24 protein-coding genes are annotated in these 19712 nt (G+C 71.9%); 12 read left to right on the top strand and 12 right to left on the bottom strand.

The window, feature by feature from the left end; all coding sequences use genetic code 11:
- Positions 1 to 8 precede the first annotated feature (8 nt).
- From ASG23_RS19110 to ASG23_RS19100, 3 genes are read left to right on the top strand one after another with little or no spacing between them, the layout of a single operon-like run.
- Entirely contained in the window at positions 9 to 1319 is a 1311-nt protein-coding gene (locus tag ASG23_RS19110; protein ID WP_056028286.1) for a cysteine desulfurase, read from the top strand.
- A complete protein-coding gene (gene sufU / locus ASG23_RS19105; protein WP_056028283.1) occupies positions 1316 to 1795 on the top strand; it encodes a Fe-S cluster assembly sulfur transfer protein SufU in 480 nt (159 codons plus the stop codon). The genes ASG23_RS19110 and sufU overlap by 4 nt, the downstream gene beginning before the upstream one ends.
- On the top strand, positions 1792 to 2121 hold the full coding sequence (locus tag ASG23_RS19100; protein ID WP_056028280.1) for a metal-sulfur cluster assembly factor: 330 nt from the start codon (positions 1792 to 1794) through the stop codon (positions 2119 to 2121). Before sufU ends, ASG23_RS19100 begins: the two co-directional genes overlap by 4 nt.
- A gap of 118 nt (positions 2122 to 2239) precedes the next feature.
- Here ASG23_RS19100 and ASG23_RS19710 read toward each other — a convergent pair whose 3' ends face one another.
- On the bottom strand, positions 2240 to 2638 hold the full coding sequence (locus tag ASG23_RS19710) for an META domain-containing protein (protein ID WP_082516330.1): 399 nt from the start codon (positions 2636 to 2638) through the stop codon (positions 2240 to 2242).
- 374 nt (positions 2639 to 3012) lie between these two features.
- On the opposite strand from ASG23_RS19710, the gene ASG23_RS19090 reads away from it, so the two are divergent.
- Positions 3013 to 3228: a hypothetical protein gene (locus ASG23_RS19090; RefSeq protein ID WP_056028274.1), complete on the top strand. Its 216-nt coding sequence runs from the start codon at positions 3013 to 3015 to the stop codon at positions 3226 to 3228.
- Positions 3229 to 3406: 178 nt separating this feature from the next.
- Here ASG23_RS19090 and ypfJ read toward each other — a convergent pair whose 3' ends face one another.
- Genes ypfJ through ASG23_RS19070 form a run of 4 tightly spaced genes read right to left on the bottom strand, consistent with a single transcriptional unit; the run spans position 3407 to position 6369 of the window.
- Positions 3407 to 4270 carry a KPN_02809 family neutral zinc metallopeptidase gene (gene ypfJ / locus ASG23_RS19085; RefSeq protein WP_056028271.1) on the bottom strand — a complete coding sequence of 288 codons (864 nt, stop codon included), beginning with the start codon at positions 4268 to 4270 and terminating at the stop codon, positions 3407 to 3409.
- A gap of 50 nt (positions 4271 to 4320) precedes the next feature.
- Entirely contained in the window at positions 4321 to 4953 is a 633-nt protein-coding gene (locus ASG23_RS19080) for an energy-coupling factor transporter transmembrane component T family protein (RefSeq protein WP_056028268.1), read from the bottom strand.
- Complete coding sequence (locus tag ASG23_RS19075) at positions 4950 to 5663, bottom strand: energy-coupling factor ABC transporter ATP-binding protein (protein WP_056028265.1); 714 nt, start codon at positions 5661 to 5663, stop codon at positions 4950 to 4952. Before ASG23_RS19075 ends, ASG23_RS19080 begins: the two co-directional genes overlap by 4 nt.
- A gap of 16 nt (positions 5664 to 5679) precedes the next feature.
- Positions 5680 to 6369 carry a biotin transporter BioY gene (locus ASG23_RS19070; RefSeq protein ID WP_056028262.1) on the bottom strand — a complete coding sequence of 230 codons (690 nt, stop codon included), beginning with the start codon at positions 6367 to 6369 and terminating at the stop codon, positions 5680 to 5682.
- A gap of 171 nt (positions 6370 to 6540) precedes the next feature.
- Between ASG23_RS19070 and abc-f the strand changes: the two genes are divergently transcribed.
- Positions 6541 to 8139 carry a ribosomal protection-like ABC-F family protein gene (gene abc-f / locus ASG23_RS19065; protein ID WP_056028253.1) on the top strand — a complete coding sequence of 533 codons (1599 nt, stop codon included), beginning with the start codon at positions 6541 to 6543 and terminating at the stop codon, positions 8137 to 8139.
- Here abc-f and ASG23_RS19060 read toward each other — a convergent pair.
- Genes ASG23_RS19060 through ASG23_RS19050 form a run of 3 tightly spaced genes read right to left on the bottom strand, consistent with a single transcriptional unit; the run spans position 8136 to position 9690 of the window.
- A complete protein-coding gene (locus tag ASG23_RS19060) occupies positions 8136 to 9095 on the bottom strand; it encodes an SURF1 family cytochrome oxidase biogenesis protein (RefSeq protein ID WP_056028251.1) in 960 nt (319 codons plus the stop codon). The two genes, abc-f and ASG23_RS19060, sit on opposite strands and share 4 nt — an antisense overlap.
- Positions 9092 to 9334 carry a hypothetical protein gene (locus ASG23_RS19055; protein ID WP_056028249.1) on the bottom strand — a complete coding sequence of 81 codons (243 nt, stop codon included), beginning with the start codon at positions 9332 to 9334 and terminating at the stop codon, positions 9092 to 9094. The genes ASG23_RS19060 and ASG23_RS19055 overlap by 4 nt, the downstream gene beginning before the upstream one ends.
- Positions 9331 to 9690, bottom strand: a complete 360-nt coding sequence (locus tag ASG23_RS19050) for a DUF3099 domain-containing protein (RefSeq protein WP_056028681.1) — start codon at positions 9688 to 9690, stop codon at positions 9331 to 9333. The genes ASG23_RS19055 and ASG23_RS19050 overlap by 4 nt, the downstream gene beginning before the upstream one ends.
- 133 nt (positions 9691 to 9823) lie before the next feature.
- Between ASG23_RS19050 and ASG23_RS19045 the strand changes: the two genes are divergently transcribed.
- Genes ASG23_RS19045 through ASG23_RS19035 form a run of 3 tightly spaced genes read left to right on the top strand, consistent with a single transcriptional unit; the run spans position 9824 to position 11946 of the window.
- Positions 9824 to 10564, top strand: a complete 741-nt coding sequence (locus ASG23_RS19045; protein ID WP_056028246.1) for a beta-ketoacyl-ACP reductase — start codon at positions 9824 to 9826, stop codon at positions 10562 to 10564.
- 54 nt (positions 10565 to 10618) lie between these two features.
- Positions 10619 to 11389 (top strand): enoyl-ACP reductase FabI, encoded by a 771-nt coding sequence (gene fabI / locus ASG23_RS19040; protein ID WP_056028244.1) that lies wholly within the window; start codon positions 10619 to 10621, stop codon positions 11387 to 11389.
- Positions 11390 to 11427: 38 nt separating this feature from the next.
- Complete coding sequence (locus ASG23_RS19035; RefSeq protein WP_056028678.1) at positions 11428 to 11946, top strand: SixA phosphatase family protein; 519 nt, start codon at positions 11428 to 11430, stop codon at positions 11944 to 11946.
- 1 nt (position 11947) lies between these two features.
- On the opposite strand, the gene ASG23_RS19030 is transcribed toward ASG23_RS19035, so the two are convergent.
- From ASG23_RS19030 to glgC, 3 genes are read right to left on the bottom strand one after another with little or no spacing between them, the layout of a single operon-like run.
- A complete protein-coding gene (locus ASG23_RS19030; protein ID WP_056028242.1) occupies positions 11948 to 13024 on the bottom strand; it encodes a DUF4037 domain-containing protein in 1077 nt (358 codons plus the stop codon).
- Positions 13021 to 13665 carry a phosphoserine phosphatase SerB gene (gene serB, locus ASG23_RS19025; RefSeq protein ID WP_268760900.1) on the bottom strand — a complete coding sequence of 215 codons (645 nt, stop codon included), beginning with the start codon at positions 13663 to 13665 and terminating at the stop codon, positions 13021 to 13023. The genes ASG23_RS19030 and serB overlap by 4 nt, the downstream gene beginning before the upstream one ends.
- Positions 13666 to 13710: 45 nt before the next feature.
- On the bottom strand, positions 13711 to 14952 hold the full coding sequence (gene glgC / locus ASG23_RS19020) for a glucose-1-phosphate adenylyltransferase (protein WP_056028239.1): 1242 nt from the start codon (positions 14950 to 14952) through the stop codon (positions 13711 to 13713).
- A 113-nt stretch (positions 14953 to 15065) separates the two neighbouring features.
- Between glgC and glgA the strand changes: the two genes are divergently transcribed.
- Positions 15066 to 16292 (top strand): glycogen synthase, encoded by a 1227-nt coding sequence (gene glgA, locus ASG23_RS19015; protein WP_056028671.1) that lies wholly within the window; start codon positions 15066 to 15068, stop codon positions 16290 to 16292.
- Between the two features lie 3 nt (positions 16293 to 16295).
- On the opposite strand, the gene ASG23_RS19010 is transcribed toward glgA, so the two are convergent.
- Positions 16296 to 17084, bottom strand: a complete 789-nt coding sequence (locus ASG23_RS19010; RefSeq protein WP_056028668.1) for a hypothetical protein — start codon at positions 17082 to 17084, stop codon at positions 16296 to 16298.
- A 77-nt stretch (positions 17085 to 17161) separates the two neighbouring features.
- On the opposite strand from ASG23_RS19010, the gene ASG23_RS19005 reads away from it, so the two are divergent.
- The 3 genes from ASG23_RS19005 (at position 17162) to ASG23_RS18995 (ending at position 19701) form a co-directional block, all read left to right on the top strand.
- Positions 17162 to 17956 (top strand): ABC transporter ATP-binding protein, encoded by a 795-nt coding sequence (locus tag ASG23_RS19005; protein ID WP_056028237.1) that lies wholly within the window; start codon positions 17162 to 17164, stop codon positions 17954 to 17956.
- 91 nt (positions 17957 to 18047) lie between these two features.
- Entirely contained in the window at positions 18048 to 18482 is a 435-nt protein-coding gene (locus ASG23_RS19000) for an NfeD family protein (RefSeq protein ID WP_056028234.1), read from the top strand.
- Positions 18483 to 18540: 58 nt separating this feature from the next.
- Entirely contained in the window at positions 18541 to 19701 is a 1161-nt protein-coding gene (locus tag ASG23_RS18995; protein WP_056028231.1) for an SPFH domain-containing protein, read from the top strand.
- Positions 19702 to 19712: the final 11 nt, after the last annotated feature.

Raw genomic sequence — 19712 nt, 5'->3', positions numbered from 1 at the left:
AGCCCCTGATGACCAGCCTCCTCCACGACGCAGCCCGGACGCTCGACGCGACCGAGCTCGCGGCCGTGCGCGCGGACTTCCCGCTGCTCTCGCGGACCCTGCGCGGCGGGCGGCCGCTGGTGTACCTCGACTCGGGGGCCACCTCGCAGAAGCCCGAGGTCGTCCTCGACGCCGAGCAGGACTTTTACGCGCAGCGGAACGCCGCGGTGCACCGGGGTGCGCACCAGCTCGCCGAGGAGGCCACCGAGGCGTTCGAGGACGCGCGCGACCGGGTCGCGTCGTTCGTCGGGGTGTCGCCGGGCTCGCTGGTCTGGACGTCGAACGCGACGGCCGGGATCAACCTGGTGGCCTACGCGATGTCGAACGCGTCGCTGGGTCGCGGGGGAGCGGCCGCGCGGCCGCTCGCCCTCGGGCCCGGCGACGAGATCGTCGTCACCGAGGCCGAGCACCACGCGAACCTCGTGCCGTGGCAGGAGCTCGCGTTGCGCACCGGGGCCTCCTTGAGGTGGCTCGGGGTCGACGACGACGGGCGGATCCGGGTCGACGAGCTCGACACGGTCGTCACCGAGCGCACCAAGGTGCTGGCGTTCACGCACGCGTCGAACGTCACCGGGGCCATCACGCCGGTCGCACCGTTCGTCGAGCGCGCCCGCGCAGTGGGTGCTCTGACCGTGCTGGACGCCTGCCAGTCGGTCCCGCACCTGCCGGTGGACCTGACAGCCCTGGGCGTCGACTTCGCGGCGTTCTCGGGGCACAAGATGCTGGGGCCCACCGGGGTCGGCGCGCTGTACGGGCGGCGCGAGCTGCTCGAGGCCATGCCCCCGGTGACCACCGGCGGGTCGATGGTCGAGGTCGTCACCATGGAGGCGACGACGTACGCGCCGCCGCCGCAGCGGTTCGAGGCCGGCACGCAGATGGTGTCGCAGGCGATCGGAATGGGTGCTGCCGCCTCGTACCTGCACGAGCTGGGCATGGACGCGGTCGCCGCGCACGAGGCGCACCTCGCCGGGCTCCTGCTCGACGCGGTGGCGTCGGTTCCCGGGGTGCGGGTCATCGGCCCGACCGACACGCGCGACCGCCTGGCGACCGTCTCGTTCGTCGTCGACGGCGTGCACGCGCACGACGTCGGCCAGGTGCTCGACGACGCCGGCGTGGCCGTGCGGGTGGGTCACCACTGCGCGCAGCCCCTGCACCGGCGGTTCGGCGTCGCGTCGACCTCGCGCGCGAGCGCGGCCGTCTACACGACGGACGAGGAGATCGAGGTCTTCCGGGAAGCACTGACGGGGGTCCGGGCGTTCTTCGGTCTGGAGGTGTCATGAGCACGGGTTCGATGGAGCAGCTGTACCAGCAGGTCATCCTCGACCACGCGAAGTTCCCGCATGGCAAGGGACTGGGCGCGGCCGGTGACCTGCACCTGCACACGGGTGAGTCGCACCAGGTGAACCCGACGTGCGGCGACGAGGTGACCTTGCAGGTCGACCTCGACGCTCAGGGGATCGTGCGCGACGTGCGGTGGGACGGGCAGGGCTGCAGCATCTCGCAGGCCTCCGTCTCGGTCCTGCACGACCTGGTGGTCGGCAACGACCTCGCCACGGTCGACGAGATCGGCGGCACGTTCCGCGCGCTCATGCAGACGCGCGGTGCGGGCCTCGACGACGACGCCGAGGAGACCCTCGGCGACGCGACCGCCTTCACGGGCGTCGCCAAGTACCCCGCGCGGATCAAGTGCGCCCTGCTCGGCTGGGCGGCGCTGACCGACGCACTCATCAAGACCGGCGCACGGGAGAGCTCATGAGCACGGACACCCCCACACCGACCACGGTCGCCGACGTCGAGGAAGCCCTCCGCGACGTCATCGACCCGGAGCTCGGCATCAACGTCGTCGACCTCGGCCTCATCTACGGCGTCGTCATCGACCAGACCAACACGGCGATCATCGACATGACGCTGACGTCCGCGGCCTGCCCGCTGACCGACGTCATCGAGGACCAGTCGGCATCGGCCCTCGACGGGATCGTCGACGGCTTCCGCATCAACTGGGTGTGGATGCCGCCGTGGGGCCCGGAGAAGATCACGCCCGACGGTCGCGAGCAGATGCGTGCCCTCGGCTTCAACATCTGAGCAAACCAAGAACGAAGGCCCGCCGGCCTGATCGTTGCCGTCTGAGTCGCTGTAGGCTCCGTCGGACCCTGAAAGGCCCGCACTCGTCGTTGAGTGCGGGCCATTCATCGTTCGGGCGTCACTCCTTGATCAGGACGCCGATCTCCTTGCGGTCCTCGTTGAACACCGTCATCTCGTCGCCGTCGACGTTGGCCGATGTGGCTGCGGACAGCCAGGTGTTGACGTTCTCGCACGCCATCATGGTCGCGGCGAACGGACCGAACTCGACCTCGGAGCCGTCGATCTTCCAGGTGCCGTTCAACTGGTTGCACCCGTCGCTGCCGCTCACTGTGCCGTCTTCGATGAGCTCGAGGTCGACCAAGGGCTCGGAGTCCGTCTGCGACCAGGTCCCGATGACGTCGCCGGACTCGAGAGCGGCTCCGGACGAGTCTTCGCTACTGGAACAGGCGGCTAAGGCCGCACCGCCCAGGGCGACGAGGAGAGCAATCCGTACCAGGGCCGAGCGCGGTGTGCTCATGCGGCCGACGGTAGCAGCACGAACGTGCTGCTCACAGGGGTGAATGACCCGTGCGCTGCGTCAGCGAGCGTGCTGCCCGCGCGGTAGTCGCGGACCTCGCGGAGACGGCTCCGCTGCAGGTCAGCGAGATTCAGCCGCTCGGCTTCAGCATCCGAGCAAGCCCCAAGGTCCTGGGCAGCACGCTGACGGGGACCTTCGTCGGTGCTGACCTGCATGTTGACCTGTGGCGAAAGCGTTGCTCACCGTTCGGGACGGTGCGGACATTGCTCGTCTGCCTGGCCAAGAGACTTGGCCGGTCTGCATCCAAACGCCTCCCCCGTGCGGAAGAACTGTGGACGGGTGATCCAAGCACCCACCAACAGAAGGGATGTCCGATGAAGCGCATTCTCGCCGCGGGGGCCATCGCAGCTCTCGCCCTGCTCGGCTCCGCAGCCAGCGCCTCCGCCGCACCCGCCGAGGCCGCCTGCTTCGGCCAGGTGCACAAGACCGTCAACACCGTCGGCGTGGCCGGGTTCAACAACGTCGGGGAGCTCGTTCAGGCCGTCGGTGGCGGCACCATGAAGAACGCCACCGCCAAGACGTTCTGCTAGTCGGCTCGTCCCTCCTGAGCAACACAGGCGGCGGCTCGGATCTCGCATCCGAGCCGCCCGGGGCTCCCGTCATCCGCAAGTCCGCGCAGCGGGTCACTGCCTCACCGTGTCCAGCCCACCGCAACTCGACACTCGCGGCGTCGAGCTCGCGCCGGGCCTGAGTCGGCCGAGTGGCCGGTCAGAGCTGGTCGGTGGCGAACGTGTCGCAGGCCTCGAGAGTGCCCTGCTCGTATCCGGTGGTGAACCAGCGCTCGCGCTGCTCGCTGGATCCGTGGGTCCACGAGTCGGGGTTCACACCACCGCCGGACTGCTCCTGGATGTTGTCGTCGCCGACGGCCGCTGCTGCGCCGAGCGCGTTCTGCAGCTGCGCCTGGGTGATCGGCTCGAGGTAGGTGACTCCGGTGTTCGGGTCGACCGTCGTGGCCGCCTTGCCCGCCCACAGGCCGGCGTAGCAGTCGGCCTGGAGCTCCACCCGGACGGAGTCGGAGTCGGCGCCGGTGCCCTGCCGGTCCGCCTGGTCCATCACGCCGGTGATGTGCTGGATGTGATGCCCGTACTCGTGGGCGATGACGTACTGCTCGGCCAGCGGCCCGTCCTCGGCACCGAGCTGGGTGAGCTGGTCGAAGAACGTGACGTCGAGGTAGATGGTCGTGTCGGGGGGGCAGTAGAACGGACCGGTGGCCTTGGTCGCGTTGCCGCAGGCGGTGGCGACCGTGTCGGTGAACGCGAACACCCCGGGCTGACTGAACTCGCCACCCGCGGCGGGGATGGCGGCGGCCCAGTAGGTGTCGAGGGAGTCGATGGTGGCGCTCAGGCGGCACTCGCGGTCGGTGTTGGCCTGCTCGGCGCTGCACTCACCCACGGTGCCCGAGGGCTGCGGTTCGCCGCCCCCGCCGCCCGCGACACCCGACAGGTCCACGCCGGTGAACAGGTAGACGGCGAGGACGAGCAGCCCGACGGCACCGCCACCGGCCGCGACCTTGCCGCCGCCGCCCTTGCGGACGCGACCGCCTCCAAAGCTGCCACCCTCCTGGAATGTCACCGAGGCAACGTAGCGAGGTCACGCGGTTCTCGCCTGTCGAGAGCGGGTGATCAGTCCTCGCCCAGCCCCCGCGCGGCGAGGGCGTCGCCGGTGGCGCGCGCGTGCGCGACCATCCGCACGGCTGCCGGCACGACGATCGCGCGCGGCTCGCGGTCGAGCCCGCGGGCACGGGCGGCGTCCCGGGTCTCCAGCGACATCCGCGCCAGGACCGGGATGGTGCGCAGGAACAGGCCGACGGCCAGCGCGACCGTCTCGGGGGAGAGCCCGACGTGCCGCAGCGGGCGCGCAACTCGGGCGAGGACGTCGAGAAGTGTGTCCGCGCGCGTGGTCGCCGTGACGACCGCTCCGAGCAGGACGAGGGCGACGAGGTCGACGGCGACCTCCACCGCGGTCTCCCAGCCCCGCGCCCACCACTGGTAGGCGCCGATCAGTGCGGCGGTGAGCAGCGCGGGGACCAGGCCACGGGTCGTCCGGTGCCACGGGACACGAGCGACCAGCTGCGCCAGCAGCGCGACGCCCAGGAAGGCCAGGGCGGACACCGGTCCGCGGACAGCGACGACCGCGATCGCGAACACCGCCAGGAGCGCCAGCTTGAGCCCCGCGGGAGCGCGGTGGATGACGCTCGTGCCGGGGTGGTACAGGCCGAGCGGGCCCGCCCACGGCGGCCGGATCGGCCCGCTCACGCGCCGACCTGCATCAGCGCGCGGTAGTGGGCGACAGCCTCGGGTGGCGGGCCGTCGAACACGACCGAGCCGTCGTCGACGACGAGCACGCGGTCGGCCTGCAGCGCGGCATCGAGGTCGTGCGTGACGACGACGACCTGCTGGGGGAGATCCGCCAGCAACGCGTCGACGATCCCCCGCCACCGCAGGTCGAGGAGCGTCGTCGGCTCGTCGGCCACGAGGACGGCGGGCTCGGTGGCGAGCACGGACGCCAGCGCGAGCAGCTGCCGCTGGCCTCCCGACAGGGCGTGCACGGGAACCTCGGCGCGGTCCGCCAGACCGAACCGGGCCAGGGCGGCGCGGGCCGCGACATCCCGCTCCGTCGGCGTCATCGACAGGCGACGCAGGGACAGGGCGACGTCCTCGACGGGTGTCGGCATGACCAGCTGGGCGTCGGGGTCGGTGAACATGAACCCGACCCTCCGGCGCACCGCGGCCCCGTCCCGGGCTGTGTCGAGGCCGTCCACGCGGACGGTGCCGGACGACGGCAGGACGAGGCCGTTGAGCAGCCGGGCGAGCGTCGACTTGCCGGACCCGTTGGCGCCGACGATGGCGACGCGGTGCTCGACGAGCTCGAGCGACACGGGTCCGAGGAGCCGGACGACGCGGTCCGGCCCACCGGCCGGGTCGGGGCTGTAGGCCGTGACGAGGACGTCGTCGAGCGCGATCATGTGGTCGGCATCGGGGTCAGCGTCGCGTGCGCAGCATGTCGGGAAACGCCTTGAAGATCGCGACCGCCACCGCCGCGGCGGCGAGGTTCTTCAGCACGTCGCCCGGCCAGTACACGACGTCGATGGCGAGGGCCTCGCGGAACGACAGGCCGAGGCGCGCCATGAGGCCGACGATGCCGGCGGGGTGGATCGTCAGGAAGCTCGCGGCCAGCCCGGCCACGACCAGGAGCGGGTACCGCCACGCCGACGGTGCGCGGCCGACGCCGTCGCCGACCCTGCCGGCGAGGCCGTCGGCGAACGAGGACGCCATCAGGCGGTCGGCGCCGCGCAGCGCGACACCGGCGAACACCCCGGCGAGGGCCGCTGCGAAGGGGAACGCCAGCAGGTAGCCGACCGAGGGTCCGGCCAGGACGGCGACACCCCCGACACCGCCCGAGAAGATGGGCAGTCCGGCCAGCCCGAGCACGACGTAGAGCAGTGTCGCCAGGCCGCCGCGGCGAGCGCCGAGCACGAGCCCCGCCAGGATCACGGCGAACGTCTGGAGCGTGATGGGGACGCCGGACGGCGTCGGGATGCCGGGCAGGATCGCGCACACCGCGATGAAGGCGGCGAACGTGGCGATCAGGGCGACGTCGGTGGACACCGAAGCCCGGACGATCGGGGCGGGAAGTGCGGCGGCGGTCTCGTTCTCAGGCCCACTGGTCATGGCTACCCCTTGATCGTCGTGGCGAGTGCGGTCGTTCCCGCGTGGTTCGGGGGTGCGGTCAGCCCTGCTACCGGCCCCGTGCGACCGGTCGCCACGCTAGCCGGTCGTAGACTTGCTGGCGTTTGTGCCCCTGGCCAACGCCAGCGCGGCGAACTCGGAGGAAACCGTCAAGTGATCACTGCCCAGGCTGTCGAGCTGCGCATCGGCGCACGAGTGCTGCTCGAGGAGTCGTCGTTCCGCATCGCGGCCGGCGACCGGATCGGTCTGGTCGGTCGCAACGGCGCCGGCAAGACCACCCTCACCAAGACCCTGGCGGGGGAGACCCAGCCCACCGGTGGCCAGATCATCCGCTCCGGCGACGTCGGCTATCTCCCGCAGGACCCGCGCACCGGGGACCTCGACGCGCTCGCGATGGACCGGGTGCTGTCCGCCCGCGGTCTCGACGAGATCGTCCGCGCGATGCGGGCGACCGAGTCGGCGATGGCGAGCACCGACGACGACCTCCGCGACAAGGCCATGGAGCGCTACACGCGGCTCGACGCGCGGTTCAACGCGGCCGGCGGGTACGCGGCCGAGAGCGAGGCGCACCGCATCGCCTCGAACCTCGGCCTCGACGAGCGCGTGCTCGGTCAGACCATCGGGACGCTGTCCGGCGGCCAGCGCCGCCGCGTCGAGCTCGCGCGCATCCTGTTCTCCGGCGTGGAGACGCTGCTCCTCGACGAGCCGACCAACCACCTCGACGCCGACTCGATCATGTGGCTGCGTGACTACCTGCGCGCGTACTCCGGCGGGTTCGTCGTGATCTCCCACGACGCCGACCTGCTGCGCGCCACGGTCAACAAGGTGTTCCACCTGGACGCCAACCGGTCGCAGCTCGACCAGTACGCGCTGGGCTGGGACGCATACCTGCAGCAGCGCGAGACCGACGAGAAGCGTCGCCGCCGCGAGCGGGCCAACGCCGAGAAGAAGGCCTCCGCCCTCATGGCGCAGGCGGACAAGATGCGCGCGAAGGCCACCAAGACCGTCGCCGCGCAGAACATGGCGCGCCGCGCCGAGCGACTGCTGTCCGGTCTGGAAGAGGTGCGGGCGTCGGACAAGGTCGCGCGCCTGCGGTTCCCCGAGCCCGCCGCGTGCGGCAAGACCCCGCTGACGGCCGCCGGCCTGTCCAAGACGTACGGGTCCCAGGAGGTCTTCACGGACGTCGACCTGGCGATCGACCGGGGGAGCAAGGTCGTGGTGCTCGGCCTCAACGGTGCCGGCAAGACCACGCTGCTGCGGATCCTGGGCGGCATCGAGAAGTCCGACACGGGCGAGGTCCGGCCCGGGCACGGTCTCAAGCTCGGCTACTACGCGCAGGAGCACGAGACGCTCGACCTCGAGCGGACCGTCGTCGAGAACCTCAAGTCCAACGCCCCGGACCTCACCGAGACCCAGGTGCGCTCCGTCCTCGGCTCGTTCCTGTTCTCGGGGGACGACGCCGACAAGCCCGCCCGCGTGCTGTCCGGTGGCGAGAAGACCCGTCTGGCGCTCGCGGCCCTGGTGGTCTCCAGCGCCAACGTCCTGCTCCTCGACGAGCCGACGAACAACCTCGACCCGGCGTCGCGCGAGGAGATCCTCGCGGCCCTGCGCGGCTACGCCGGTGCCGTGGTCCTCGTGTCGCACGACGAGGGCGCCGTCGCGGCGCTCGACCCGGAGCGGGTGCTGCTGCTGCCCGACGGTGACGAGGACCTGTGGAGCCCGGCGTACCTCGACCTGATCGCGCTGGCCTAGCGTTCGTCCCGCTCGCCCAGCTGGGCGTCGATGAGGGCGTCCTCGGCGTCCTCGTCGCGACCGCCGCGACGTCGGGGGACATCGGGTGCCGTCGGTGCGCGACGGGGTCGCGGGGTGTCGCGGGTGGGCCAGAGCTCGACTCCGTCGGCGCTCACCGTGGGGGGCGCCGGTGCGGGCGCCTCCGCGTCGAGTTCCTCCCGCCCGTCCTGCAGCTCGCGGCGCGCGCCCAGGCAGAACGCGACGAGGCCGCCGAGCGCGAACGTCCACCACTGGAACGCGTACGACAGGTGCGACCCGGGGTCCGTGCTCGGCGCGGCGAGCACGCCGGGGACAGGGTCCACGGACGGCTCCTCCTGCGTCATCGCGACGTAGGCCTCGTACGTCTCGCCCTCGACCCCGCCGGCCGCCAGCACCTGCTCGGCGGAGATCGCCTGGACCTGCCCCGCTGGTGCGTCGCGGTTCGAGGCCGGCTCGTCGTGCCGCAGCCGCGCCGTGAGCGTGATCGTGCCCTCGGGCGCGGCGGGCGGGGTGACGTCGACGCTGCCGTCCAGTCCCGGCGGGACCCACCCCCGGTCGACCACGAGCACCGAGCCTGCCTGTGTCGGGTCGGTGGCGGTCCCCGCGGACGCGTCCTCGACGACGAACGGCACCAGCACGTGGTAGGCCGGGGTGCCGTCGACGGGCCGGTTGCGCAGCAGGACGGTGCCCTCCGTCGCGTAGTGCCCGACGACGCTCACGCGCTGCCACACGTCGGCATCCGTGAGCGGTGCGTCCGGGGACGGCAGGACCGTGTCGAGCGGCACCGGGTCGGCGGACCAGTTGCCCTCGACCACGGCGATCGCGCCGTCGCGCCACACGTGCCGGTCCCACTGCCAGCGACCCAGGAACGTGCAGACCACCGCCAGGACGATCCCGACGAGGACCAGCACCGTGGCGCGACGGGCCGCGGGGCTCATGACCGGGGCGCGGACTCGAGATCCGCCGCGGGGACGACGCTCTGCAGGAACCCGCGCACGTCGAGGAACTGGCTCAGGTGCTCACGGTGCTCGTCGCAGGCCAGCCAGACCTTGCGCCGGTCCGGGGTGTGCAGCCTCGGGTTGTTCCAGAGCAGGCCCCACGTCGCCTCGGCCCGGCAGCCGCGACTGCTGCAGACCAGCTCGTCGACGGCATCAGGGACGGGCGCGAACAGGCTCACTGATGACCGTCCGGCTGGTCCGGAGAGCCGAGCCCACGGGGGGTGCCGCTGCCCGGACCGATCTCGCGCGGCGTCATGAACGTCCCGTCCGAGTCGCGGCGCTCGCGACCGGCGTTGGCGATCAGCACCGCGGAGTAGGGCAGCACGACGGCGGCGACGATCAGCAGCAACGAGGCCCACATCGGGATCGTGCCCCAGGTCAGCACGGCAGCGGCGAAGCAGATGATGCGGATGCCCATCTGCACGAGGTAGCGCTTCTGCCGACGGGCCATGTCGTCGGTGAGCGGCTCGGGTGCCTGGGTGATGCTGGGGACCCCCTCCGAGGGGAGGTCCGGGCGCCGACGGATGCTGCTCACCACGTGATTCTAGTCCGGCTCGGCTGTGGGAGCGCTGAGGGCCGGACTTGTCCAGGTCCCACAACGCGACGCGACGAACATGGGCGCGGACCCTGCCGCGACGCACGGGGGACGTCGGATAACGTCGTGTCCCGTGCCTGAGACTTCCGACAACACAGCGACCCCGCCGACCGCACGAAGCGTCCTCGTGACCGGCGCCAACCGCGGCATCGGCAGGGCGATCGCGGAGCGCTTCGTCGCCAACGGCGACAAGGTCGCGACCATCTACCGCTCCGGCGACCTGCCCGCCGGCGTCCTCGGCGTCGTCGGCGACGTGCGCGACACGGCCAGCGTCGACGCGGCGTTCGCGCAGATCGAGGCCGAGCACGGCCCGGTCGAGGTGCTCGTCGCCAACGCGGGTGTCACGCGCGACCAGTTGCTCATGCGGATGACCGACGAGGAGTTCTCCGAGGTCCTCGACGTCAACCTCACCGGCGCCTTCCGCTGCGCCCGCCGCGCCAGCAAGGGCATGATCCGCCTGCGCCGCGGCCGCATCATCTTCATCTCCTCGGTGGTCGGCCTGTACGGGTCGGCCGGCCAGGTCAACTACGCGGCGTCCAAGTCGGCGCTCGTCGGCATGGCCCGCTCGATCACCCGTGAGCTGGGCGGTCGCGCGATCACGGCGAACGTCGTCGCACCCGGCTTCATCGACACCGACATGACGCGCGCGCTGCCCGAGGACAAGCAGAAGGCGTACCGCGAGTCCATCCCGCTCGGCCGGTTCGCCCTGCCCGACGAGGTGGCCGGCGTCGTCGAGTTCGTCGCGTCGGACGCGGCGGGCTACATCTCCGGCGCGGTCATCCCCGTCGACGGCGGCCTCGGCATGGGTCACTGACACTCTCTTCTTGCACGACGAATCTCCTGCACGACGAACGAGAACGGAACGCACATGGGTCTGCTCGACGGCAAGAAGCTCCTGGTCACCGGTGTCCTCACGGACGGCTCGATCGCCTTCCACGTGGCGCGGCTGGCGCAGCAGGAGGGTGCCGAGGTGCTCCTCACCTCGTTCGGCCGCCAGTTCCGGCTGACGCAGGCCATCGCACGGCGGCTCCCGAAGGAGGCGGCGGTCCTGCAGCTCGACGTCACCGACGCCGACGACCTCGCGGCGCTCGCGGACCGGGTGCGCGAGGCGGGCTTCGACTCGCTCGACGGTGTCGTGCACTCGATCGGCTTCGCACCGCAGTCCGTGATGGGCGGCAACTTCCTGGCCGGCGAGTGGGACGACGTCGCGACCGCGCTGCAGGTCAGCGCGTACTCGCTGAAGTCGCTCGCGGTCGCTACCCAGCCGCTGCTCAGCTCCGGGGGTGCGATCGTCGGCCTCACGTTCGACGCCCGCTACGCGTGGCCGGTGTATGACTGGATGGGCGTCGCCAAGGCTGCCTTCGAGTCGACCTCGCGCTACCTGGCCCGCGACCTCGGCCCCCAGGGCATCCGCGTGAACCTGGTCTCCGCCGGCCCGATCCGCACCACGGCAGCCAAGTCGATCCCGGGCTTCGAGGCCATGGAGGGCGGCTGGCCCGAGCGCGCGCCGCTCGGCTGGGACGCGCTCGACCCGGAGCCGACGGCTCGTGCGGTCGCGGCGTTGCTGTCCGACTGGTTCCCGGCGACCACGGGCGAGATCGTGCACGTCGACGGCGGCTACCACGCGATGGGTCTGTGACCCTGGGCGACGCGCGCGGGGAGTGGGACGCTGAGCCGGTGACGTCCGAGACCAGTCCCCGGCGACTCCTCCTCCTGCGCCATGCCAAGGCCGAGCACCCCGACCTGATCCCGGACATCCAGCGGCCGCTGTCGCTCGTCGGCCGCAAGCAGTCCTCCAGGGTGGGCGCGGCCGTGGCTGCCGACGACCTCGTCCCCGATCTCGTGCTCTGCTCGAGCAGCGTGCGGACCCGGCAGACGTGGGACCTCGTCCGGTCGTCGCTCGGTGCCGACCCCGACGTCCGGTACCTCGACGACCTGTACTACGCGGGTTCGAGCGCGCTGGTCGAGCTTGTCCGGGCCGTGCCCGCCGACGTGCGGACGGTACTCGTCGTCGGTCACGAGCCGACGATGTCGCAGGCGGCGGTCCTGCTGGCCGGGCCGGACTCCGACCCGGCGACGCTCGAGCGCGTCCGGGTCGGCGTCCCGACCGCCAGCTGGTCGCTGCTCGAGGTCGCCGGCTGGGACACGCTCGCCTCCGGGACGGCCGCGCTCCGTCGGCTCGCGGTCCTGGGCTGAGTCAGTAGAGCCGGCGCAGCTCGGCGGTCCGGTCGAGGTCGACTGCGAGGTCGGTGATCGCGGTGAGCAGGTCGATCCCGCCGACCAGCGGTCGTCGTGCGAGGTCGGGGTCGGTGAGGATCTCCGCGAGCCGACGGGCGATCACCGCACCGTCGATGACCTCGAACGGGCGGCCGTGGAACGCGACCGGTGCCTCGGGCAGCGGAGCGGTCAGGCCGAGCCCGTTGTGCCGCCGGACAAGCGCCACGAGGACGTCCCCGAGCCGCTCCTGCCGCTCCCGCCACTGCGGCGCAGCGAGCGTGGCCGCCAACGCGGACCGCAGCGGCGCGGTCGAGTCGAGCCGGGCGAGCGCCGTCCCCAGCCACTTGTCGTAGGGCGCGTACCGGCGCTCCTGGAGGAACGCGAGCTGGACGCTGGTGCGGCACACGCGGGCGGTGATGAGACGGGACCCGAGGTCGTCACCGGCCATCCCCGCCCGCGGGGCCAGGTGCTCGTCCTGCCCGATCGCGGTCCACGCCGCGGCCTGCTGGTACACCCAGACGTCGTGCGGGTAGTAGCGCAGCCGTTCGCGCACCGCCTCGAGGCCGAGGTCGTCGTGGAAGACGGCGCCGGCGGTGAGCGACAGCAGTTGCTGCTGCGGGAGGACCAGCCAGTCGGCCGCCGTCATCGGACCGCGCGCGTCGATCGGGCCGAGCAGCCGGTGCAGGAGCGCGTCGAGCGTGAGGATCTCGACACGGTGGTCCACCGGGCCGGTAACGGTGGCGTCGCCGAGCCCACGGGTGCCGTCCGATGCCGGCAGGGCGACCCGGGTGGTCCAGCCGTGGACCTCCGGGGGGAGCCGGTGCCGGAGCTCCTCGTGCAGGTCGGCGGCCTGCGCGAGGTGGTCGTCGGGGGACAGGAGCAGCTGGAGCCGGGGACCCCAGTCGTGGTCGGTCGACGTCGCGTCGTCGAGACCCAGCACGTCCGAGCCGGGGCCGACGAGCGCCGCGGTGTGCGCGAGCCCCCGCTCGGCCAGGACCGGGCGGACCTCGTCGTAGAGCGTCCGCGCCAGCTCGAGGCCGGGCACGAACGCGGTCACGGCACGAAGACCGGCAGGTCGAGGACGGCGTCCAGCCGGTCCCGCACGACGGCGTCGGCGGCCTGGCACAGCAGCGGCTTGGCGTTGAAGGCGATCCCGAACCCGGCCGCCACGACCATGTCGATGTCGTTGGCGCCGTCCCCGATGGCGATCGTCCGCTCCATCGGGATGCCGACCGACTCGGCGTACTCGCGCAGCACCGCGGCCTTGGCGGCCCGGTCGATCACCGGGCCGTCCACCTTGCCCGTGAGGTGGCCGTCGACGACCTCGAGCGCGTTCGCGCGGGTCAGAGTGATGCCGAACGACGTCGCGAGGGGGCGCACGATCTCGATGAAGCCGCCCGAGACGAGGCCGACCGGCCAGCCGCGTGACTGGAGCTCCGTGACGAGCTCCCGCGCACCCGGCGACGGCTCGACCTGGCCGAGCACGTCGGCCAGGACGGACTCGGGCAGACCGGCGAGCGTCGCGACGCGCTCGTGCAGGGAGGCCGCGAAGTCGATCTCGCCGCGCATCGCCCGCTCGGTGATCTCGGTGACCAGCACCTCGGATCCGGCGTGCGCCGCGAGCAGCTCGACGACCTCACCGGTGATGAACGTCGAGTCGACGTCCATGACGACGAGGTGGGGCTCGTAGGTGCTCACGGGAGGTGAGGGTAGTGCCGCACGCGGGTCGCGCGTCACGGCCGCTCACTCCGGGATGACGGTCCCCTTCGGGATGACGGTGATGCCGGACTCCGTGACGGTGAAGCCACGGGCGCGGTCGTGGTCGTGGTCGAGGCCGACCCTGACGCGTTCCGGGACGACGACGTTCTTGTCGATGATCGCCCGGTGGATCTGGGCGTACCGGCCGATGTGGACGTCGTCGAAGAGCACCGAGTCCGTGACCTGCGCCCACGAGTGCAGCCGGACGCCCGGCGAGAGGACGGACCCGGACACCGTCGCGCCGGAGACCAGCACCCCCGGCGAGACGACCGAGTCCACGGCGTGACCGAGCCTGCCCGCGCCGGCGTGGATGAACTTGGCGGGAGCCAGGCTGGTGTACCCGCTGTAGAGCGGCCACTCGTCGTTGTAGAGGTTGAACACCGGCTCGATGGAGATCAGGTCGATGTTGGCCTCGTAGAACGCGTCGATCGTCCCGACGTCGCGCCAGTAGTCGCGGTCGCGCGGGGTGGAGCCGGGGACGTCGTTGCGCAGGAAGTCGTAGACGCCTGCGGTGCCGCGCTCCACGAAGTACGGGGCGATGTCGCCGCCCATGTCATGGCGCGAGCTCACGTTCTCCGCGTCGGCGGTCACCGCGGCGACGAGCGCGTCCGCGTCGGCGACGTAGTTGCCCATCGACGCGAGGATCTCGCCGGGGGAGTCGGCCAGGCCCACCGGGTCGGTCGGCTTCTCGAGGAACGCCTTGATGCGCGTGGGATCCGCGGGGTCGGTCTCGATGACGCCGAACTGGTCGGCCTCCTCGATCGGCTGCCGGATCGCGGCGACCGTGAACTCGGCACCGGAGGTGATGTGGGCGTCGACCATCTGGGAGAAGTCCATGCGGTAGACGTGGTCCGCGCCGACCACCACCACGATGTCGGGACGCTCGTCCTCGATGATGTTCAGGCACTGGTAGATCGCGTCGGCGCTGCCCAGGTACCAGTGCTTGCCGACGCGCTGCTGCGCGGGGACGGCGGCCACGTAGTTGCCCAGCAGCGGCGACATGCGCCACGTCTTGGACACGTGCCGGTCGAGGCTGTGCGACTTGTACTGGGTCAGCACGATGACGTGCAGGTACCGCGAGTTGATGACGTTCGACAGAGCGAAGTCGATCAGCCGGTACAGCCCACCGAAGGGGACCGCCGGCTTGGCACGGTCGGCGGTGAGGGGCATCAGACGTTTGCCCTCCCCACCTGCGAGGACGATAGCGAGGACGCGCGGCGCTGCCATGGGCACGACCCTAGGCCCCCGACGCGGTCACAGCGAGGCGTGCGCGCGCACAGGCGCTAGCGTGTCGGCGGGAGAACCGGTCGTCCGTGCCGGTCGGCGAGGGGATGATTGACGTGCGTGTCGACCTGCTGACCAGGGAGTACCCGCCGAACGTCTACGGCGGAGCCGGCGTCCATGTCGCGGGCCTGACCCGCGTGCTGGAACGCACGATCGACGTGCGGGTGCACTGCTTCGACGGTCCGCGCGACGCCGCCGGGGTCGTCGGGTACTCGGTGCCCACCGAGCTGGCCGGAGCGAACGCCGCGCTGCAGACGTTCGGGATCGACCTCCAGATGGCCGACGCGGTCGGCGCGGTCGGGGCCGACGGCGTCGCGTCGGACCTGGTGCACTCGCACACCTGGTACGCGAACCTGGGCGGCCACCTGGCGGGTCTGCTGCACGGGCTGCCGCACGTGGTCAGCGCCCACAGCCTGGAGCCCCTGCGTCCCTGGAAGGCGGAGCAGCTGGGCGGTGGCTACGCGCTGTCGAGCTGGGCGGAGAAGACGGCGTATGAGGGTGCGGCGGCGGTCATCGCGGTGAGCGGCGGGATGCGCGAGGACATCCTGCGGGCGTACCCGAAGGTCGACCCGGCGCTGGTCAAGGTGGTGCACAACGGCATCGACCTCGACCAGTGGCAGCGCCCGACCGACGACGAGGCCGTGACCGCCGCGGACGCCACCGTGCGCCGGCTCGGCATCGACCCGTCGCGGCCGAGCGTCGTCTTCGTCGGCCGCATCACCCGGCAGAAGGGGCTGCCCTACTTCCTGCGCGCGGTCGAGCTGCTGCCACCCGACGTCCAGGTGGTCCTGTGCGCCGGGGCGCCCGACACGCCGCAGATCATGGCCGAGGTCACGGGGCTCGTCGAGCAGCTGCGCACCAAGCGTTCCGGCGTGGTCTGGATCGAGCAGATGCTGCCGCGCGACGAGCTCATCGCGGTCCTCATGCACGGGACGGTGTTCGCGTGCCCGTCGATCTACGAGCCGCTGGGCATCGTCAACCTCGAGGCCATGGCCGTCGGGCTGCCGGTCGTAGGGACCGCCACCGGCGGCATCCCGGAGGTCATCGACGACGGCGTCACCGGTCGGCTCGTCCCGATCGACCAGCTGCAGGACGGCACCGGCACCCCGGTGGCCCCCGAGCGTTTCGTGCACGACCTGGCGGACGCGCTGTCGGACGTCGTCGGGAACACAGCCCGGACCGCCCAGTGGGGCCTGGCATCCCGTCGGCGGGTCGAGGACCACTTCACATGGGAGGCGATCGCCGACCGCACGATCGAGGTGTATCGGGCCGCGTTGAGGTGAGCGTCAGGCCGTGAGCCGGGACGCCGCTGCGGCCATCGCGCGGCGGGCCATCCGGTCGACCTCGCGCAGTGCGGTCGAGCGCTGGTCGGCCTGCCACAGGTTGACCGCGGCGCCGTCGTCCTGCGTGGCCAGCGCGACGATCGCCCGCAGGCGGGCCGCGCTCGCCAGCACCCGCGCGCGTCGCCCGTCAAGGCCGTCGGGCAGCCGCCACGCGGGCAGCTCGACGTCGCGCAGTGCGGCGACGGCCTCGGCCGCGTCGGGGCGCCACCGGGCGATGTCGAGCCGGACGAGGGCTTCCGTCGCCTGGAGCAGCCCCTGCCGCAGCTCACGCTCCGCGTCCTGCAGCGACCCGGTCTGCGCGTGCACGGCGTGCCGCCAGTCGGGCACGTCGGAGAGCTCCCAGGTGACCAGGTGCCCCGGCTCCAGCGCCGACCCGAACCGCTGCACCACAGGCACCGCGACGAGGCACGCCTGCGGCGTCCGCACCAGCACCGCCTCGCCCGCGTCGGTTGCGGCCGAGCTGACCGATGCGGGTGTCGCCCCCGGGTCGCCCGGTACCGGCAGGACCGTCGCGACATCCCGGGGAGACGCGTCGCAGGCGTCGAGCAGCGTGCTCAGCGGCTCGTCCGTCACGTCGTCGCGGGGCGGCTCGTCCGCGGCCGGCCGCCGCTGCACGGAGTGCGGCTCGTCGTCGGACTGCACGGCGCGGACCAGCACCGACCGATCGGTGCTGTCGTCTGCCAGCCACAGGGCGAGCAGGACGGAGCGCGGCAGCTCGAGGGTGAGGTCCACCGGACCACGGTAGGACGTGACCCACCGCACCGGCGACCAGCCCGCCCCCCTCCGGATCGACGGTTAGGGTCATGCCCATGACCGACGTGCTCGACCTGCAGGCCGTGACGATCCGCCGGGGAACGACGACGATCCTGGACGAGGTGACGTGGACGGTCCGTGACGGCGAGCGGTGGGTGATCCTGGGCCGCAACGGCGCCGGCAAGACCACCCTGCTGCAGGTCGCGTCCGGCCGGATGCACCCCTCGACCGGCACCGCCGACCTGCTGGGCTCGCGCCTGGGGCGGGTCGACGTCTTCGAGCTGCGTCCGCGCATCGGCCTGTCGAGCGCGTCGCTGGCGGACCGGATCCCGGCGGGGGAGACGGTGCGCGACGTCGTGCTGACGGCGGCCTACGGGGTCACGGGGCGCTGGCGGGAGGCGTACGAGACGCTCGACGAGTCACGGGCCACCGACCTGCTCGCCGCGTTCGGCGTCGCCCAACTGAGCGACCGCTACTTCGGCACCCTCAGCGAGGGCGAGCGCAAGCGCGTCCAGATCGCCCGCTCGCTCATGACCGACCCGGAGCTCCTGCTGCTCGACGAGCCCGCCGCCGGCCTGGACCTCGGCGGACGCGAGGAGCTGGTCGCGGCGCTCTCGGAGCTGGCCGGCGACCAGAAGTCACCTGTCCTGGTGCTGGTTACGCACCACGTCGAGGAGATCCCGCCCGGCTTCACGCACATCCTGCTGCTGCGCCAGGGTAAGGCCTTCGCCGCCGGCCCGATCGACGAGGTGCTCACCGCCGAGACCCTGTCGGGGGCGTTCGACCTCCCTCTGGTGGTCGACCACACCGACGGTCGGTGGTCCGCCCGGGCGGCTTCCGCCCAGGGCTGAGCGTTTCCCCACAGATTCGCAAAGAGACCGTCTAGGATCGGTTGACCGCAGGGTCCGCTGTCGGAACCTGCTCGACCGAGGGAGTGGACCCATGGGCTGGCTGTGGTGGATCGGCGCGGCGCTCGCTCTGGGCATCCTGGAGATGCTGTCGCTCGACCTCGTGCTCGCGATGTTCGCCGGCGGAGCCATCGCCGGCGCGATCGCCTACCTGTTCGGGGCCTCGGTCCCGGTGCAGTTCATCGTCGCAGCGCTGACCTCGGTGCTGCTGCTCTTCACGTTGCGCCCGTGGCTCCTGCGCCACCTGCGGGCACGGATGCCGCTGGTGGAGACCAACGCCGCGGCCCTGGTCGGCCGTGAGGCGGTGGTCGTCTCGACCGTCACGGGTGAGGGCGGGCGGGTCAAGCTGGCAGGCGAGGTGTGGAGCGCGCGGGTGGACGCTCCCCAGACGATCCCGCCCGGCACGGAGGTGCTGGTCACGCGAATCGACGGCGCCACCGCGGTGATCGCGCCGGTTCCGGGGCTCTGAGAGCTCAGTTCTGCATGTCGCGCGGGCACCTTGCCCGTGCGTGACCCCTGGAGGATCCGTGGACGACGTGAACGGTGGGCAGATCGCCCTCTTCATCGTGCTGGGCCTGGTGCTGCTGTTCGTCATCATCGCGCTCGTGCGGGCGGTCAAGATCGTCCCGCAGGCCGTCGCGATCATCGTCGAACGGCTCGGCCGCTACTCCCGCACGCTCGATGCCGGACTGCACCTGCTCATCCCGTTCGTCGACCGGGTGCGTGCCGGCGTCGACCTGCGCGAGCAGGTGGTCTCGTTCCCCCCGCAGCCGGTGATCACGTCCGACAACCTCGTGGTGAGCATCGACACGGTCATCTACTTCCAGGTGACCGAGCCGAAGTCGGCGGTCTACGAGATCGCCAACTACATCCAGGGCATCGAGCAGCTGACGGTGACCACGCTCCGCAACGTCGTCGGGTCGATGGACCTCGAGCAGACGCTGACGAGCCGTGACCAGATCAACGGCCAGCTGCGAGGCGTGCTCGACGAGGCCACCGGCCGGTGGGGCGTGCGCGTCAACCGTGTCGAGCTGAAGTCGATCGACCCGCCGGAGAGCATCAAGGGCTCGATGGAGCAGCAGATGCGTGCCGAGCGTGATCGTCGAGCGGCGATCCTCACGGCCGAGGGCTTCAAGCAGTCGCAGATCCTCACGGCCGAGGGGGAGAAGCAGGCGGCGATCCTGCGGGCCGAGGGTGGCGCCCAGGCGGCGATCCTCACGGCCGAGGGCGAGGCGCGGGCGATCCTGCAGGTCTTCGACGCGGTGCACCGCGGTGACGCCGACCCGAAGCTGTTGGCCTACCAGTACCTGCAGACCCTGCCGAAGATCGCGGCGAGCCCGTCGAACAAGATGTGGTTCCTGCCGTCGGAGCTGACCAGCGCGCTGGGTGTGTTCGCCAAGGGGTTCGGCGGGCCGGTCTCCGACGACGGTGCCGCGCCGGACTCGGGCCGGGCCGCGGGCACGTCGCCGCTGGGCGACGACCTGCCTCCCACCACGCTGACGGACCCGGCAGAGGCGCTGGCGGAGGCGCGCCGGGAGTCCGCGGCCGCGACCGCGGACGCGACAGCCTCGGGAACGCTCAGCGGGCTGCCGTTCAACCCCTCGGTGGAGCTGGGCCAGCGGCCCGGCGGGGGAGCGGTGCCGCAGCGGACGCCCGAACCGCCCCCGGAGGACGCGCCGCGCACCTGATCGACGCGTGG

The sequence above is a fragment of the Cellulomonas sp. Leaf395 genome, from assembly GCF_001424125.1.
Taxonomy (GTDB): Bacteria; Actinomycetota; Actinomycetes; order Actinomycetales; family Cellulomonadaceae; genus Cellulomonas.
Note: the sequence above shows the minus strand (reverse complement) of the source record. Positions and strands in the feature narration are given on the sequence as shown.